The sequence below is a fragment of the Marinomonas sargassi genome (assembly GCF_025716875.1).
Lineage (GTDB): Bacteria > Pseudomonadota > Gammaproteobacteria > Pseudomonadales > Marinomonadaceae > Marinomonas > Marinomonas sargassi.
Genome location: NZ_JAOVZB010000006.1, coordinates 217367 through 233861, shown reverse-complemented (window position 1 = coordinate 233861; position 16495 = coordinate 217367). Strand labels below are relative to the sequence as shown.

The window sequence follows — 16495 nt, the reverse complement described above, 5'->3', positions numbered from 1 at the left end:
TAAACTAGCCATTTAATAATCTCAATCTAACCGTGATTAAAGAACGCGTAAAAAAGCATGTTGTTACTGAAGTGTTTTAAATCTAATAGCTAAGAATCTTACTATGTGAGAGGAGAGTATGGCATAGGCAAGTTTTTAGCTTATGCCATACATATAAACTGCTTATGCCGCAGCGGTATTTTCTATTGCTTGTATAACCGCTTTTTCAAGTCGAGCAAAACCTTCTGTAATGTCTTCTTTTGGAATGATAAGAGATGGCGCGAAGCGCAATACATTAGGGCCTGCAACAAGAATAAAGAGACCTTCTTTTTCCGCCGCAGAAACAAATCCACCCGCTTTACCCGCAAAAGAATCTATAAGCTCTGCGCCTATTAAAAGCCCCATACCTCTAACCTCTTGGAAAATATTGTATTTTTCGTTGAGATTATTTAGCTCGCTTTTGAAAAGGTCATGACGTTCCTGAATACCACTTAGTATTTCAGGTGTATCTACAATATCAATTACTCCTTCCGCGATGGCACAAGCCATAGGGTTTCCACCATAGGTGCTACCATGAGTACCGGCGACCATACTGTTCGCGACTTTCTCGGTGGCCAACATAGCAGAGACAGGGAAACCGTTGCCGAGCGCTTTTGCCGTTGTTAATACATCAGGAGTCACTCCCAACTGTTCATAAGCATATAAGGTTCCTGTTCGGCCAACCCCTGACTGCACTTCATCAAATACTAAGAGTGCATTATGTTGATCACATAAGTCTCTTACTTGTTGTGCGAACTCTTTGTCGGCAGGAATAACACCGCCTTCGCCCTGAATGGGTTCCATAACAACAGCACAGGTCTTGTCGCTAATGATAGCTTTTAACTGTTCTATGTCGTTGTAATCACAGTGATTGATACCAGCAGGAGTGGGCTCAAAACCTTCTTTGTATTTTGCTTGCCCGCCGACAGAAACGGTAAATAAAGTACGACCATGGAAGGACTTATTGAAAGCAATAATTTCGTTCTTCTCAGGGCTGAAATGATCAAATGCGTAACGGCGCACTAACTTAAACGCTGCTTCGTTTGCTTCTGCGCCACTGTTAGCGAAAAAGGCACGATCAGCAAAGGTTTTTTCAGTAAGCTTTTTTGCTAAACGTAGAGCTGGCTCATTGGTTAATACATTGGATAAGTGCCAAATTTGTCCCGCCTGCTCGCGCATAATGTTGACTAAAGTTGGATGCGAGTGACCTAATGCAGTTACGGCAATACCACCTGCAAAATCGATGTATTCTTTATCTTCTTTATCCCACACGCGAGAGCCTTCGCCACGCACTGGAATGATCTCAGAAGGTGCGTAATTAGGAACCATTACTTCATTAAAAGTTGCTCTCGTTACTTCTGTTGACACAGTGTATACCTCATTTAAAAAAGTGGCCGCAAAAGCGGCCACTGACATTTACATATAATGGCTATGTTATATCAAATTTCTTAGTTCACGAATAGCAACAGTTACCATTGCGAGGTTTAACTCGCTCTCTTCTTTTATCTCATCAAAGATTGATCGGTAGTGTTGTATGCTATCTGAGTTAGACGTACTCCAGTTTGCTAAACGTTGCTGTAAGTCTTCCCCATCGCTACTTGCTTTGATAACCGCTTTGGTTAATGTTCGAAGGCTAATATCGACTTCATTTCCTAAGCCTGCTTTAGCGCGTCGTTGCCATAAATCTTCTGCAGGAAGCTCACTGGCTTTTAGTCTCAACCAATGAAGTTCTAAGTCCATTTCTAAAGCGAAGTAGGTTTGAGCAACATCAATTACTTTCGTACCTGTGTTTGTAGAAACACGGATGATATCCAAACCGTATAAGAAGTAAGGCAGAGCAGAGAATTTTTCAGCAACCTCAGAAGGTATTCCTTCTGCCACTAACTTCTCTACAGTGCCTGCAAGGTGTTGACTGCTTGACTCGGTCAGGATGGCTTGTAGATTTTCTCTAATAACTGCAATACCCGGTTTGTAGGTATCTGTTAAGAGTTGAATCGAAAGCGCTTCTCGAGTGTTGCGTAGCAGCCAAAGTGTGGTTTGTTCAAGTAAACCTTGTACTTGAATTAATAAACGATTTTGGACTGCATTTGGAATAGAGAAGTTAAGCTTATTAATCGCATCCCACAGTTCAGGAATATCAAATATTTTCTCAGCGGCCATATAAGCTCGAAGAATATTCAGTGAAGATGCACCGGTTTCTTCTTGCAAGTAGGTTGTAAAGGTTGGCCCCATCTTGTTACCTAGATTATTGGTAACATGTCCCGCAATGATTTCTTGAACCAATGGGTGAGATGGCATTTGCTGACCAAAGTGCTTAGTTAACGGTGTTGGGAAGTAATCATGTACTTGTGATAACAGATCTGTATCTTCTCCAATTCCATCTTCTACCAATTGTTCTGATAATTTGATTTTAGAGTACGCTAGAAGTACGGATACCTCAGGGCGAGTCAGAGCTTCTCCTTTGTTTAAGCGGCTTTTTATTTCCTCATCACTAGGTAAAAACTCAATTTCACGGTTTAATCTTCCTTCTTTCACCAATGATTGAATAAGGCGCCAATGATCAGATAGTCGGCTTGAAGCTTGGGCGTTCACCAAGGAAAGCACATGGCTTTGCTCTAAGTTGTGGCGAAGTACTAGGTCACCAACTTCTTCCGTCATTTCAGCTAATAGGGTATTACGTTGTTTTTCGGTTAAATCGCCGTTCTCTACAACGCGGTTAAGCAGGATTTTAATGTTAACTTCATGGTCTGAGCTATCAACACCAGCCGAATTATCAATAGCATCCGTACTGATTAAGCCGCCATTTTGAGCGAACTCAATACGACCTAGCTGGGTTAAACCTAGGTTGCCACCTTCGCCAACAATCTTACAACGAAGCTCATTGCCATTGACTCGTAAGCTGTTGTTAGCACTGTCGCCTGCATCAGCATGGGACTCAGATTGTGCTTTGACATAAGTACCGATACCACCGTTCCAGAATAAATCCACAGGCGCTTTCAGTATTGCGTTGATTAAATCTGTTGGTGCCATAGATTTAATATTACCCTCTATACCAAGCGCTTTACGAATATCAGCGTTTATCGGGATAGACTTAGCTGAACGTTTAAATATGCCGCCGCCTTTAGAAATTAGGTCTTTGTTGTAATCTTCCCAAGATGAGCGAGGTAACTCGAACATACGTTTACGTTCAGCAAAAGACGTTGCTGAATCTGGAGTTGGATCGATAAAGATATGCATATGGTTAAAGGCTGCAACAAGGCAGGTATGCTCAGATAACAACATGCCATTACCAAACACGTCTCCGGCCATGTCACCGACACCAACAGCGGTAAAGTCTGTTGTTTGACAGTCAATGTCTAGCTCTTGGAATTGACGTTTAACAGATTCCCACGCTCCTCTTGCTGTAATGCCCATTTTCTTATGGTCATAGCCATTAGAACCACCGGAAGCAAAGGCGTCACCTAACCAGAAATTGTATTTCTCGGATATGCTGTTTGCTAAATCGGAGAAGGTTGCGGTTCCTTTGTCGGCAGCGACTACTAGGTATGGGTCATCTTCGTCGTAACGCATGACAGAATGAGGAGGGGATACTTCATTCTTAACAAGGTTGTCAGTAATGTCTAAAAGACCACTAATGAATGTGGTGTAACAGTGAATGACTTCAGCTTGAACTTCTTCGCGAGAGGCATTCTTCTTAAGTTGTTTAGCAACAAAGCCGCCTTTAGCACCCGCAGGAACGATAACGGCATTTTTTACCATTTGCGCTTTGACTAGACCAAGAACTTCTGTTCGGAAGTCTTCCATACGGTCAGACCAGCGAAGACCGCCACGAGCGACTTTACCACCACGCATATGTACACCTTCAACCCAAGGAGCGTAGACGAAAATCTCGAACTTCGGCTTAGGCAAAGGCACGGCAGGAATGGAAGCAGGGTCTAATTTAAATGAAACGTAATCTTTAATTTCATTGTTTGCATCTGCTTGGTAGAAGTTAGTTCTTAGCATTGCCTGAATAATAGATAGGTAATGCTTAAGGATTCTATCTTCGTCCAAGTTAGCAACTTGATCTAACTCAGATTCTATTTTTTCTAGTAGCTTTTGTACTTTCTCGTCGCGTTTAGCGCTTTTTGATGGGTCAAAGCGTTGCTCGAAAAGTTGTACTAGCAACCCAGTGATGCCGGCATTCTTCTCTAGAGTTTGTTGCATGTAAGATAGAGAAAAAGGAACCTGAAGTTGCATCAAGTATTTTGTTAATGCTCTTAACATGGTGGTTTGGCGCCATGTTAGGGAAGCATTTAGTACTAGTGCGTTAAAACGATCGTTTTCAACACGGCGTCGGAAAACTTGGTTAAAGGCATCTTGGAAGGCTTCGCGTTGAGATACTTTCTCGAGATTAACATCGGCATCAACACAGATTGCGAACTCAACTACCCAAGTGTTTGCTATGCCATCGCCGTTTTGATCAAGTTCATATGGTCGTGCTTCAAGTACACGTAACCCCATATACTCTAAAATAGGTAACACATCTGACAAAATTAGAGTTGTACCTGCGCCATAGACTTTAAAGTAATAATTGTTTTTGGCCTGGCCAACTTGTCGGTATAGATGTGTTGATGTATCACCTTCACCAGTTAATTGATTTAGGCGTTCAATATCTAGTACTGCTGCATTGGGAGAGAAGTCTTCACGGTAAGATGCAGGGAAGTAAGGCGCGTATTCGTTATAAAGAGAGTTACCTTTTTCTTCGCCATGGCCTTTGTGCAGAGCAACTAATAACTTGTCTTCCCATGAACTCATCGCATCTTGCATCTTGCGCTGGATTTCTTCCGCATCGATGCTTGGGCTGTTTTTAGGATCAGATATTTGAATAGTAAAGTTCACTCGAGCAAGGATAAGCTGAGAGAACTGAACGTTAAATTCAGAGCTAGAGCCTTGGCATGCATCCATAAGAATTTTCTGCATCTTGATGCGCAACTCAGTGTTATATCTATCCCTAGGAACATAAACGAGTACATTAAGGAAACGGCCATATACATCTTTTCTCAAAAACACTCGCAACTGTCTGCGTTCTTGAATCGCTAGAATGTTCTTGATGTTACTCAACAGTTCATTGACAGGTGCCTGTAGCATTTCATCACGGGGGTAGCTATCAAGAATATGTTTAAGGTTTCGACTCTTGTAACTATTTGGGTTGATGTTAGCTTTTTCGACAATAACATCCAGTTTCTTGCGCAATAAAGGAATGTCCTGTAGACGAGCAACGTAAGCGGCAGAGGAATAGAGGCCAAAGAATCGCCATTCACCGACCACATTACCCTTCTTATCTAGACGTTTTATGCCTAAGTAATCTAGGTGTACTGGTCTATGAACTGTTGATATTGCTGTTGATTTCGTTAGAACAAGAATGTTGTTGTTATCAACTGCAAGGTTGGCTAGTTTGTCGTGTAATACAATGTCTTTTTTTACGTTTTGATTGTCTCTAAATGAACCTAGCCCCGATCCTTCTACTAACTTCAAATGTGTTTCGTCATTCTCAATGACAAGATCATAAGAACGGAAGCCAACAAAGGTGAAGTGGTTGTTCTCAACCCATCTTAGGAATTCTAGAATTTCTTGATGCTCTTCATTTTTCTTTAGATGAGAAATTTTTTCAGATTCGCTAATGATATTTTTTAGCTGATCTTTCATCGCAGGCCAATCGCTTACGGCTTTTTTAACATCCTCTAGACTTTTCAAAAGAGCGTTTTTGATAGTATCTAAAACATCGATATTAGATACATGGTCTATCTCAAAGCGCATCAAAGATTCTTGCGTAGTCAAGTCTTCAGACAGCCCTTGAAGTTCACCTTTTTTATTTCGGTCAACGGTAATGATAGGGTGAACCGTCATATGAATAGTATGTTCAAGTCGCATCAATGCCATATTTAAAGAGGACACTAGGAAAGGCATGTCATCGGTGAGTATTTCAATGATGGTGTGTGTTGACTGCCAGCTATGCTCTTCAAAGTTAGGGTTGTAGGCTCTGACTTTTGCTTGGCCTATCGGGCGTTGCTGGATGAAATCCCATAAGCAGACAATTTTGCCGTAAAGGTTTTCAATTGGCTCGCTGATTAAGTCTTCTGTTAAAGAGTCTTGGAAGTAAAGGTGTGCAAGTTTAATTATGTTACTTGCTTCAGTAGCGCTAAAGTTATCGCTTATTTCTAGTTCAATTCGTTCGATCAATTCAGTCTTTTTGTGGTCTGTCATTTGAATTTATCTCTTTAAAATATGTGTTGGTAATAAAGCTAGTTGTAAATTTCAGATTGCGAAAGTACTGGTTTTTTATTTTTTAGGATCATTGTTGAAGAAATACTCCTTTACTATCTAACAATTGGGCTGACAAAATCGGTGCTTAGAAGAGGTTTTTCATCTTCTATCTCTTTTTTTATGGATAAAAGCCTTAGTAGACCATTCTAAACGAAATAAACTTCTTTTTAACTTAAAATTAGCAGAATAATATTTTGTACAAAATAAGCAGAGTATCAAGCAAAATTACGTAAATAGAGAAAAATAATAATCATTCTGCTTTTTATTGGTTCGGTATGATTGTATTTGTCTTTTAGCGAATTTTATTCGGTATTTAGTGTGTTATTTCGCTATATATTTTGTGTTTTGCTCTGAGCTTTCGCTCTACATATTTAGTTCTTTACACTGTGTTTTCTTTGGTTTAGTTATATAAACCATCAATTGTGAACAAGCTGTACGCTGATCTAGTACCATTTGTGAGAAAATTGTTAAAAGGAATTCAGAATAAGATCAATTTTTAACAAAAACAGTGAAACTGGCGCAAAAATTGCTGCTTACTTTTTTACTGCAAAGCTTGTGTATCTTATTGTTACGTAAGCTGATTCGTAGAATATATTTAAGGAAGGTATTGGAAATGGCGACTACCCCAGCATTAGAACTGATTAATATTCACAAAACTTTTGGTGATGTGGAAGTTCTAAAAGGCATATCTTTGAAAGCGTACGATGGTGATGTCATTTCTATTTTAGGGTCAAGTGGATCAGGTAAAAGTACCTTTTTACGCTGTATAAATCTTTTGGAGAATCCAACGCAAGGTCAAATGATTTTTAACGGGTCTGAGTTGGACTTAGTAAGAGGTGATGTAGACCTTGTACCAAATAATATGAAGCAACTGACGCAAATGCGTCAGAAGATAGGCTTTGTATTTCAGAGTTTCAACCTGTGGCCTCATATGACTATTTTGCAAAATATAGTAGAGGGACCTCTCCATGTTTTGAAACGCCCAAAGCACGAAGTAATGGCGTATGCGGAACATTTACTTGAAAAAGTGGGGATTGCTGAAAAGAAGCATATGTACCCTAATCAACTTTCGGGTGGCCAACAGCAAAGGGTAGCTATTGCGAGAACGTTAGCAATGGATCCTCAAGTAATTCTATTCGACGAGCCAACCTCCGCTCTTGATCCTGAGTTAGTTGGTGAAGTATTAGGTGTTATGCGCAATTTAGCAGACGAAGGTCGTACCATGTTGATTGTTACACATGAAATGAACTTTGCTCGTGAGGTGTCAAGTGACGTGGTTTTCTTGCACCAAGGGAAAGTAGAAGAAAAAGGTACTCCAGAAGAAGTGTTTGGCTCACCTAAGTCTGAACGCTGCAAGGCCTTTATATCTAGTGTTTTCTAAAATAAAAAAGAGGCTAGAGTCCGATAAATGGGCTTGATATGACCTTTTTGCTCTATTATAGGGCGCCCATAAATTTATTAAAATCAAAGAAGGAAGTGTTATGAAACTTAAAAAAATTGCCTTAGGCTCCGCTCTATTATTGGGTGCAACAATTTCATCCTTTTCTGCATCCGCAGCAGATAAAGTTCGATTTGTAACAGAAGGTGCATGGGCGCCATTCAACTTTATTGATTCTGCAGGAACTCCTCAAGGTTTTGATGTGGATATTGCACGTGCATTGTGTGCAAGAATGGAAACGGATTGTGAAATTTTAACTCAAGATTGGGATGGTTTGATTCCAGGGCTTAAAGTTCGTAAGTTTGACGCCATCATCGCCTCTATGTCTATTACTGAAGAGCGCTTAAAAGTTGTTGATTTTACAAATAAATACTACTCAGGTGGTCTTCGTTACATGGGTCGTGTTGGGGATACAGTTGACACTAAAGACCTTTCTGGAAAAACAGTTGGTGCGCAACGCGCAACGATTGCTGCACAATACTTAGAAGATAACTTGGCAGATAAAATAGACCTTAAACTTTATGATAACCAAGATAATGTTTATTTAGACCTTGTCTCTGGCCGTTTGGATATTGTTTTGTCAGACGAGTTACCGACTTACAACTGGTTAAAAACAGCAGATGGCGCATCAAAATTTGAATTTAAAGGTGATGCTTTCATGAAAAATGATGAAATTGGTATCGCTGTTCGTAAATCAGATGGCAAGCTAAAAGCTAAAATTAATGAAGCATTAGCAGAAATTATTGCTGATGGAACCTACCAAAAAATCAACGCTAGATACTTCCCATTCTCAATCTACTAAGTTTGAGTCTTAATCGTGCAACTGTCCTTGGCACTGTGTGCCAAGGACACGTTTTTTTATTCATACTAGAGGGAAGCTATGATTGATCTTTATGGGTTTGGCGACCAACTGCTCCAAGGTGCATTGGTAACCTTGCAGCTTGCCTTAGCGTCTTTAGCTGTTGGGCTAGTATTAGGCCTATTGGGCGCTTCAGCTAAGCTATCTTCAGTAAAGCCTTTTCGTTGGTTGGCTAATGCATATACGACGGTGATTCGTGGTATTCCGGAGCTTTTAACTGTACTCATTATTTATTTTGGTGCTACCCATGTTCTCATGGCAATTGCTGGCCTATTTGGTTACCAAGAATATATTGAAATAAGTTCTTTTGCCGCTGGTGTTACAGCACTTGGCTTAACGTTTGGGGCGTACGCAACGGAAGTGTTTCGTGGGGCGTTACAGTCTATTCCCAAAGGGCAACATGAAGCGGCTATCGCTTTGGGTATGGGGCCGGTTAGAAAGTTTTATCGAATTATTCTGCCACAAGTTTGGTTGGTTTCTTTGCCTGGTTTAGGCAATTTATTTTTAGTGCTACTAAAGGATACTGCTCTGGTGTCTGTAGTGGGATTGGATGACATTATGCGTAAGGCAAACATTGCTGTGAGTAATACTAAAGAAGCTTTCTTGTTTTATTTAGTGGCAGCGCTAATGTATCTAGTGCTAACCATTGTATCTATGGTTCTTGTGTCTTATATGGAAAAGCGCGCGAGCCGTGGCTTAGTTAGGGGGTAGTGGATGGATTTCTCTGTAGTTATTGAATATTTCCCGCGCTTACTAAGCGGTGCTTGGGTCACTTTGCAATTGGTTTTGCTTTCCGTTGTGCTTGGCGGTATTTTTGCCTTACCTATTGCCTTAGCACGCATATCTCCTGTTGCATGGGTACGAGCCATTCCTTTTGGATATATTTTCTTCTTTCGTGGTACGCCACTTTTAGTGCAGATATTTCTAGTGTACTACGGCGCCTCTCAGTTCGAAGCGGTAAAGAATAGTATTTTCTGGCCGATACTGAAAGAACCATTTTGGTGTGCAATTATTGCATTCACTCTTAATACCTCAGCTTACACAGCCGAAATTTTCCGCGGAGCAATTCAGGCTATACCTAAAGGTGAGGTAGAGGCATGTAAGGTACTTGGAATGACTAAGGTGCAAATGTACCGTCGTATCTTGCTTCCTAGGGCTTTTGGTATTGTTTTACCTTCATACGGTAATGAAATTATCTTGATGCTTAAAGGAAGCGCTTTAGCGAGCACGATTACTATTTTAGATCTGACTGGTATGGCAAGAACTATTATTGCTAGAACCTATACGCCAATAGAGATTTTTCTTGCGGCCGGTGCTATTTACTTATTGATTAGCATGTTGGTTATCTTCTTGTTCCGCCAGATTGAACTTCGTCAGAATCGTTACTTGGGAACTCAGTCTATTCAGCTTGAAGATAAAAGCTAAGTTTGTGAGTGTTTAACGAAAATAAAAAAGAGGCTTTTGGGCCTCTTTTTTATTTTGTGTAGTGTATGTAACGGACTTTTTAAAGTGCCTCGTTACCACGTTCACCTGTACGAATACGGATAACTTCTTCTAGCTCTGTGACGAAGATTTTACCATCACCAATCTTATTTGTATTAGCACTCTTTTGAATCGCTTCAATGGCTGCATCTACTTGGCCTGTTTCAACGGCCAGTTCAAGCTTAATTTTAGGAAGAAAGTCGACAACATACTCCGCGCCACGATAAAGCTCTGTATGGCCGCGTTGGCGCCCGAAGCCTTTTACTTCAGTAACGGTAACACCATTAATACCTATTTCTGAAAGTGCTTCGCGGACTTCATCAAGTTTAAATGGTTTAACAATAGCGGTAATTAGTTTCATTATTTTCTCCATACTAATGAGATATTTTTATTATTTCTTTTAAAGTATCACTCAATTCATTATATCGCTAGAGTTAGAGTCATTAGTTCAGTTCTAGCGAGGTGAAGTTTGCTCGAAAGTGAGTGATATTTAGAGCCCATTTAAGGCGTCTAAGTCGCCATAATTTTTTGAGTGGTACTTTTGTCCTTGAGCATGCACGGCATCTATTAAATACTTAGGGTGGTCTGGATTAACAAATTGATGGATACCATGACCAAGATTAAATACATGTCCTGTGCCATGGCCAAACCCTGCGAGTACGTTTTCAACTTCGCGTTCTATTACTTCTTTGCCCGCATAGAGCACGCAAGGGTCAATGTTTCCTTGTAGAGCTACATTTTTACCTACTCGTGCACGTGCCTCAGCAATATCGGTTGTCCAGTCTAAGCCCAGCGCATCTGCGCCAGTGGCCGCCATATTCTCTAGCCATTGTCCGCCGTTCTTGGTGAATAGAATAACAGGGATTTTTTTACCTTGGTGATCACGTATCAGGCTATCAAGTATTTGTTTCATATAAAGTAATGAAAACTGTTGGTACATAGGGCCACTAAGAATTCCACCCCAAGTATCAAAAATTTGTAATGCTTGTGCTCCAGCTAATATTTGACCATTTAAGTAGCTGATAACAGATTTTGCTAGTTTGTCTAATAAGGCGTGCAGTGTTTCAGGTTCACTGTACATCATGGCTTTTATATGACGAAAATCTTTACTAGAGCCATTTTCAATCATATAGGTTGCTAATGTCCATGGACTGCCAGAAAAGCCAATGAGAGGTACGCTTCCGTTTAAACCATGACGTATTGTTGTGACAGCCTTCATTACATAGTCAAGGTCTGTGTCTGTCGTTATAGGTAAAGCGTCAACATCTGCTTTGGTGCGAATTTGGTGTTTGAATTTAGGCCCTTCGCCAGCTTCGAAATAAAGGCCCAGTCCCATTGCATCAGGAATCGTTAGGATATCTGAAAAGAGAATGGCAGCATCAAGGTCGTAGCGTTTGAGTGGTTGTAGAGTGACTTCGCATGCAAACTGATCATTCTTGCACAGGCTTAAAAAATCTCCTGCGGTAGCTCGACTCGCTCGATATTCTGGTAAGTAGCGACCCGCTTGTCTCATCATCCATACTGGGGTGGTATCAACTGGTTGTTTCTGTAATGCGCGTAAAAAACGGTCATTTTTGAGCTCAGGGAACATTAAGGCACTCCGGTCCAATTTTTATGAGTGGCATTCTACCTAACTTATTTAAGAAAGCAGAGTGGATAAGTGGAATTTGTCGAATGCCTTGAAAATATAAGCAATATTATTGATATAGGGCAACGCTGCCATTTTTTATGCTTAACTTACTCTCCTAGATAGCTTTTTAGGCTGCCTTTTTGAACTTTTTCCGCTGCGTCTTTTATGTCGTTATTTGCTTTTAAGCTTGCCAAGACTTTTGGTAGAGCAGCTCTTGTTTTAGTGACATCCATACCTTGCTTTAAGTGTGGCGAGTAAAGTGCTTTTAAAAGAATGTAGTCAAGAGGGCTTAGATAAGCATCAACACTTCTATCGTTGAAAATTGAAGGGAAGACCTCGTCCGAGTCGTTTGGTAGGCCTAGCAGCTGTGTAATTTCTTCGACAATACAGTCGAGTAGTCTAGCTTTCTCCCTAGCATAATCAACAGGGATAATGATGGTTCCTCGAGTTATTTCGTAGCGTGAGTTGCGTCTAAAATTACCTAAACAGATGGCTTCGTTTAGTGCAGCTCGTATTCTATCCGGATCACCAATGTATTGTTTAACCTTGTTTTCCATATTGCTATAAGAGGTGAAAATAGTAAATAGATTGGCTTTTTTGGGGGTGTCGACAAACTTAATTGGTAACCCTGTAATAGAAGAAAGATGCTTGGCATGAACACTGAGGAGCTCCGCTAAAAATTCAGTATCATCATGATCACTATCGACAAAGATATGAATAGGCTTCACCCAGCGAATTAATTTTGGGAACTTTGTCTCTTTATATTCACGTTCTAGAGCGATTTTAATAAAGCTGTTGATGATATAGCCATCTTGTTGCCAGCGTTCAGACGCTGGGCTATGGGAAGACAGTGCCATAATTAAAATGATGAAGCTAAGCCGGATCATGGCTACAGGCCTGGGTTTGCTGATTGATATAATATTTTAATGCATCTAGAGAGTCTGGTGTGAACAACAGACCATCAGGGTTATCAATGATATTCTTGATGCTCATTTCGTGGATGGAAGAAACTTCACTTTTTTGAAGCTCCATTGTTCCATGTAATGCGGGATTATAGTGGAGGGTGAATATTTTCCCCCAAATATTGTAGCCTTCACCTTGCGTCATAAAAACACCGTGAGTTTCTAGTTTGCCCTGAATTCCTAACTCTTCTTTTAGTTCACGATGCGCAGATTTTAAATAGGTCTCACCTTTTTCCACCACACCACCTGTGGTAATGCCAAAGTAACCAGGACAAAAGGCTTTATTATCCGCTCTTTTTTGCACGATCAAGTGGCCTTTCGGGCTTAACACCAAAATGTATGTGACACGGTGAAAATGATTAGAAAAGTCCATTTCGTGGCGAGGAATATCGCCAATAACATTATTGTCTTTGTCGACGAGAGTGATGATTTCTGTTGTGTCAGGCATATATTACTCAGTGAAAGTGTGTACCCAGAAAAGCATAAGCCATCGCGATTCCCTATCAAAGAAAAGTTTTTAGTATTTTAAGTGTAAATAAAAGGTTAATTAGGTGTTCGGGCTTTGTGGAGGGCTTGAATCTCTATAAGTATTCTCGTATTGTTATGTTATAACATAATTTGATTTGGTTGGTTTAAAAATGAACAAAACTCTCATCGCACTTGGTATTTCTGCGCTTTCTCCTTTGGCTCTTGCTAAACCTGTTGTTGTTACCAGCATAAACCCTGTTTCTATGGTGGTAGCAGCGATTGCTGGAGATAAAGCAGATATTCAGCAAATTCTTTCGAGCACGGCTTCACCTCATGATTTTGCCTTACGTCCTTCTGATCTTAAGAAAATCCATAACGCTGATGAAATTGTTTGGGTAGGGGAGTCATTAGAAAGCTTCTTGGAAAAGCCGTTAAAGAATGCGGGAAAGCTTGATTCATCTGTAGAGTGGTTAGGCCTAAATGGTGTCGTTTTACATGATTTCGCTGAAGAGCACCATGACGAGCATGAAGACCATGAAGACCATGAAGACCATGAAGACCATGAAGACCATGAAGGTCATGAAGAGCACCATGACGAGCATGAAGACCATGAAGACCATGAAGACCATGAAGGTCATGAAGAACATCATGAAGGTCATGAAGAACATCATGAAGGTCATGAAGAACATCATGAAGGTCATGAAGAACACCATGATGGACACGAAGGTCATGACCATAGTGGTGTAGATCCACATGTATGGTTACTGCCTGAAAATGCTAGATTGTTAGCAAATGAGGTGACTAAGCGTTTGGTCTATGCAGATACAGCTAATGCCGCTTATTACAAGTCGAACCTAGCTAAATTCGAAAAAGGCTTAAGTGCTACTGATGCAGAAATACGCAAGTCATTGAGTGAAGTTAAGACTGTTCCTTATGTTGTATTTCATGACGCTTATACCTATTTTGAAGAACATTATGATTTGAATAAGGTCGGTGAAGTTACTGTTAGTCCTGAACGCAAACCAGGTGCTAAGAAAGTGGCAGAAGTACGCCATCAGATAGAAGAGCTTGGCGTTCAATGTGTATTCAGCGAACCGCAATTTAGCCCTGCAATAGTGACAACCTTATTGAGTGGCTCGCAGGTTAAAACAGCGGTTCTGGACCCGCTAGGTAGCAGTATTGAACTAAGCCAAGACGCTTATTTAACTTTCTTAAAAACATTAAGTGGTCAATATTTAAGCTGCTTAAAGTAGCAAACTGACACGACTAACTGAGTTGCTTGCCAAAGTTTTTATGAAAAGTACTTCTTTGGTAGGCGCTTAGTTTTCTCCTCTGTATAATGTTTGAGTATTACATTCATTATGGAAAGCAGAGAGGCCTCATGGGCAATTCACATAATACAGGTGTTGCTTCAAGTGCATTAATAGACAGTGCTCGACGAACCTTATCTACCCAAGCTCAAGCTCTTGCTAATTTATCAAATCGAATTACCGAAGAATTCCCCAAAGCCGTAAATATGATGCTGGCCTGCAAAGGGCGAGTTATTATTTGTGGCATGGGAAAATCGGGCCTTATAGGCAAAAAAATTGCCGCGACTCTTGCGTCAACAGGAACCCCTAGTTTTTTTCTTCACCCAGGAGAAGCTTTCCATGGCGACTTGGGAATGATTCAAAGCGGTGATCTTCTTGTACTGATTAGCTATTCAGGCGAAACAGAAGAGTTGATGCGTTTGTTACCTTCTTTAAAAAGCTTTGGCAATAAGAGTATTGCTATTGTCGGCAACATGGAATCCACGTTAGCGCAGCATTGTGACTGCGTGTTAGACATTTCTGTTGATAGAGAAACCTGTCCAAACAATTTAGCGCCAACCACATCAACCACAATGACTACCGCTATGGGAGATGCTTTAGCCGTTGCCCTAATGGAAAGTCGTGATTTTCAGCCCCAGGACTTCGCACGCTTCCATCCTGGTGGCAGTCTAGGCCGTAAGTTGTTAACTCGTGTGAAAGACCTAATGCACAAAGATCATCTGCCTGTTTGTTCATCAAACACCAGTTTGAAAGAAGCTATTTCTGTGATGACTCGTGGCAGGATGGGGGTGGTGTTAATTCAGGATGATGGCGAGCTGCTCGGTATCTTTACAGATGGTGACCTGCGCCGTGCTATGTTGACTCAAGGTGATGGCATGATAGATAAACCAATGTCTTTGCTGATGACAGCGAACCCGAAAACCATCCACGAGGATACTATGATAGTGCAAGCAGAAGAGCTGATGTTAGAACAAAAAATCACTTTGTTAATTGCTGTTAATGATGCTCAACAGGTATCAGGTATTCTTGAAATATTCGATAGATAAACCGTTTATTGTGCTTGCTCCGGTTAAGCGGGAGTAATACACCAAAATTCAAAAATGGAGTTCTTATGACAAATTCGTCTGTAGAGTCAAAAATTATTAAAATCGGTCAGAAAATTGAAGTTGCGAACCACTTACCATTTGTACTTTTTAGTGGAGTTAATGTACTTGAGTCACGCGACTTAGCGATGAAGGTGGCTGAAGAGCATGTCAAAGTGACAGAATCTTTGGGTATACCATATGTTTTTAAAGGCTCTTTCGATAAAGCCAATCGCTCATCTATTACTTCTTTTCGTGGTCCGGGCATGGAAGAAGGCCTGAAAATTTTACAAGAGATCAAAGATACTTTTGATATTCCAGTTATTACGGATGTACATGAAACTCATCAGTGTGCTCCGGTTGCTGAAGTGGCTGATGTCATTCAATTGCCAGCCTTTTTATCTCGCCAAACAGATCTAGTCGTTGCTATGGCTCAAACGGGTGCAGTCATCAACATCAAAAAAGCCCAGTTTTTAGCGCCCCATGAAATGAAACATATTCTGAAAAAGTGTGAAGAAGCAGGTAATAGTAATCTAATGTTATGTGAGCGTGGCACTATGATGGGGTATAACAACCTAGTTGTAGATATGCTCGGCTTCGGTGAGATGAAAAAATATGAATACCCTGTCATGTTTGATGTCACCCATTCATTGCAGCGCCCTGGCGGTCGAGAAGATTCAGCAGATGGTCGTCGTGCTCAAGTAACTGAGCTAGCTCGAGCGGGTATGTCTCTTGGTTTGTCTAGCTTGTTCTTAGAAACCCACCCAACGCCAGACAGTGCGAAATGTGATGGTCCATGTGCCTTGCCTCTTAATAAACTAGCGCCATTTTTAAAGCAAATGAAGCAGCTTGATGAGTTAGTTAAAACCTTCGAAGTATTAGATACGAGCGCTTAACTATGGACTTGCCTTTTCTCTCCTCTTATTCGGAGCTCAGTGAT

General features: G+C 40.7%; 13 protein-coding genes. 7 read left to right on the top strand and 6 right to left on the bottom strand.

The window, feature by feature from the left end:
- Positions 1–162 precede the first annotated feature (162 nt).
- Both OFY17_RS13655 and OFY17_RS13650 read right to left on the bottom strand, forming a co-directional pair.
- Entirely contained in the window at positions 163–1386 is a 1224-nt protein-coding gene (locus tag OFY17_RS13655; protein WP_318013694.1) for an aspartate aminotransferase family protein, read from the bottom strand.
- A 66-nt stretch (positions 1387–1452) separates the two neighbouring features.
- Complete coding sequence (locus OFY17_RS13650; RefSeq protein ID WP_263531293.1) at positions 1453–6264, bottom strand: NAD-glutamate dehydrogenase; 4812 nt, start codon at positions 6262–6264, stop codon at positions 1453–1455.
- A 673-nt stretch (positions 6265–6937) separates the two neighbouring features.
- Between OFY17_RS13650 and OFY17_RS13645 the strand changes: the two genes are divergently transcribed.
- From OFY17_RS13645 to OFY17_RS13630, 4 genes are all read left to right on the top strand, one after another.
- Positions 6938–7705 (top strand): ABC transporter ATP-binding protein, encoded by a 768-nt coding sequence (locus OFY17_RS13645; protein ID WP_263531292.1) that lies wholly within the window; start codon positions 6938–6940, stop codon positions 7703–7705.
- A gap of 100 nt (positions 7706–7805) precedes the next feature.
- Positions 7806–8564, top strand: a complete 759-nt coding sequence (locus OFY17_RS13640) for a transporter substrate-binding domain-containing protein (RefSeq protein WP_263531291.1) — start codon at positions 7806–7808, stop codon at positions 8562–8564.
- Between the two features lie 78 nt (positions 8565–8642).
- Positions 8643–9332 (top strand): ABC transporter permease, encoded by a 690-nt coding sequence (locus OFY17_RS13635; protein WP_263531290.1) that lies wholly within the window; start codon positions 8643–8645, stop codon positions 9330–9332.
- A gap of 3 nt (positions 9333–9335) precedes the next feature.
- Positions 9336–10046, top strand: coding sequence for an ABC transporter permease (locus tag OFY17_RS13630; protein WP_263531289.1), 711 nt, complete (start codon positions 9336–9338; stop codon positions 10044–10046).
- 79 nt (positions 10047–10125) lie between these two features.
- On the opposite strand, the gene OFY17_RS13625 is transcribed toward OFY17_RS13630, so the two are convergent.
- The 4 genes from OFY17_RS13625 to OFY17_RS13610 form a co-directional block, all read right to left on the bottom strand.
- Positions 10126–10464 (bottom strand): P-II family nitrogen regulator, encoded by a 339-nt coding sequence (locus OFY17_RS13625; RefSeq protein ID WP_263531288.1) that lies wholly within the window; start codon positions 10462–10464, stop codon positions 10126–10128.
- A 129-nt stretch (positions 10465–10593) separates the two neighbouring features.
- Positions 10594–11694, bottom strand: coding sequence for a uroporphyrinogen decarboxylase (gene hemE / locus OFY17_RS13620; RefSeq protein ID WP_263531287.1), 1101 nt, complete (start codon positions 11692–11694; stop codon positions 10594–10596).
- Positions 11695–11840: 146 nt separating this feature from the next.
- Positions 11841–12620, bottom strand: a complete 780-nt coding sequence (locus OFY17_RS13615; protein WP_263531286.1) for a DUF2927 domain-containing protein — start codon at positions 12618–12620, stop codon at positions 11841–11843.
- A complete protein-coding gene (locus tag OFY17_RS13610; protein ID WP_263531285.1) occupies positions 12607–13143 on the bottom strand; it encodes an NUDIX hydrolase in 537 nt (178 codons plus the stop codon). The genes OFY17_RS13615 and OFY17_RS13610 overlap by 14 nt, the downstream gene beginning before the upstream one ends.
- A gap of 190 nt (positions 13144–13333) precedes the next feature.
- Here OFY17_RS13610 and znuA point away from each other — a divergent pair, with 190 nt between their 5' ends.
- The 3 genes from znuA (at position 13334) to kdsA (ending at position 16451) form a co-directional block, all read left to right on the top strand.
- Entirely contained in the window at positions 13334–14416 is a 1083-nt protein-coding gene (znuA, locus tag OFY17_RS13605; RefSeq protein ID WP_263531284.1) for a zinc ABC transporter substrate-binding protein ZnuA, read from the top strand.
- Between the two features lie 128 nt (positions 14417–14544).
- Positions 14545–15519, top strand: a complete 975-nt coding sequence (locus OFY17_RS13600) for a KpsF/GutQ family sugar-phosphate isomerase (RefSeq protein ID WP_263531283.1) — start codon at positions 14545–14547, stop codon at positions 15517–15519.
- A gap of 65 nt (positions 15520–15584) precedes the next feature.
- Positions 15585–16451, top strand: coding sequence for a 3-deoxy-8-phosphooctulonate synthase (kdsA, locus tag OFY17_RS13595; protein WP_263531282.1), 867 nt, complete (start codon positions 15585–15587; stop codon positions 16449–16451).
- The last annotated feature ends 44 nt before the right edge of the window (positions 16452–16495 follow it).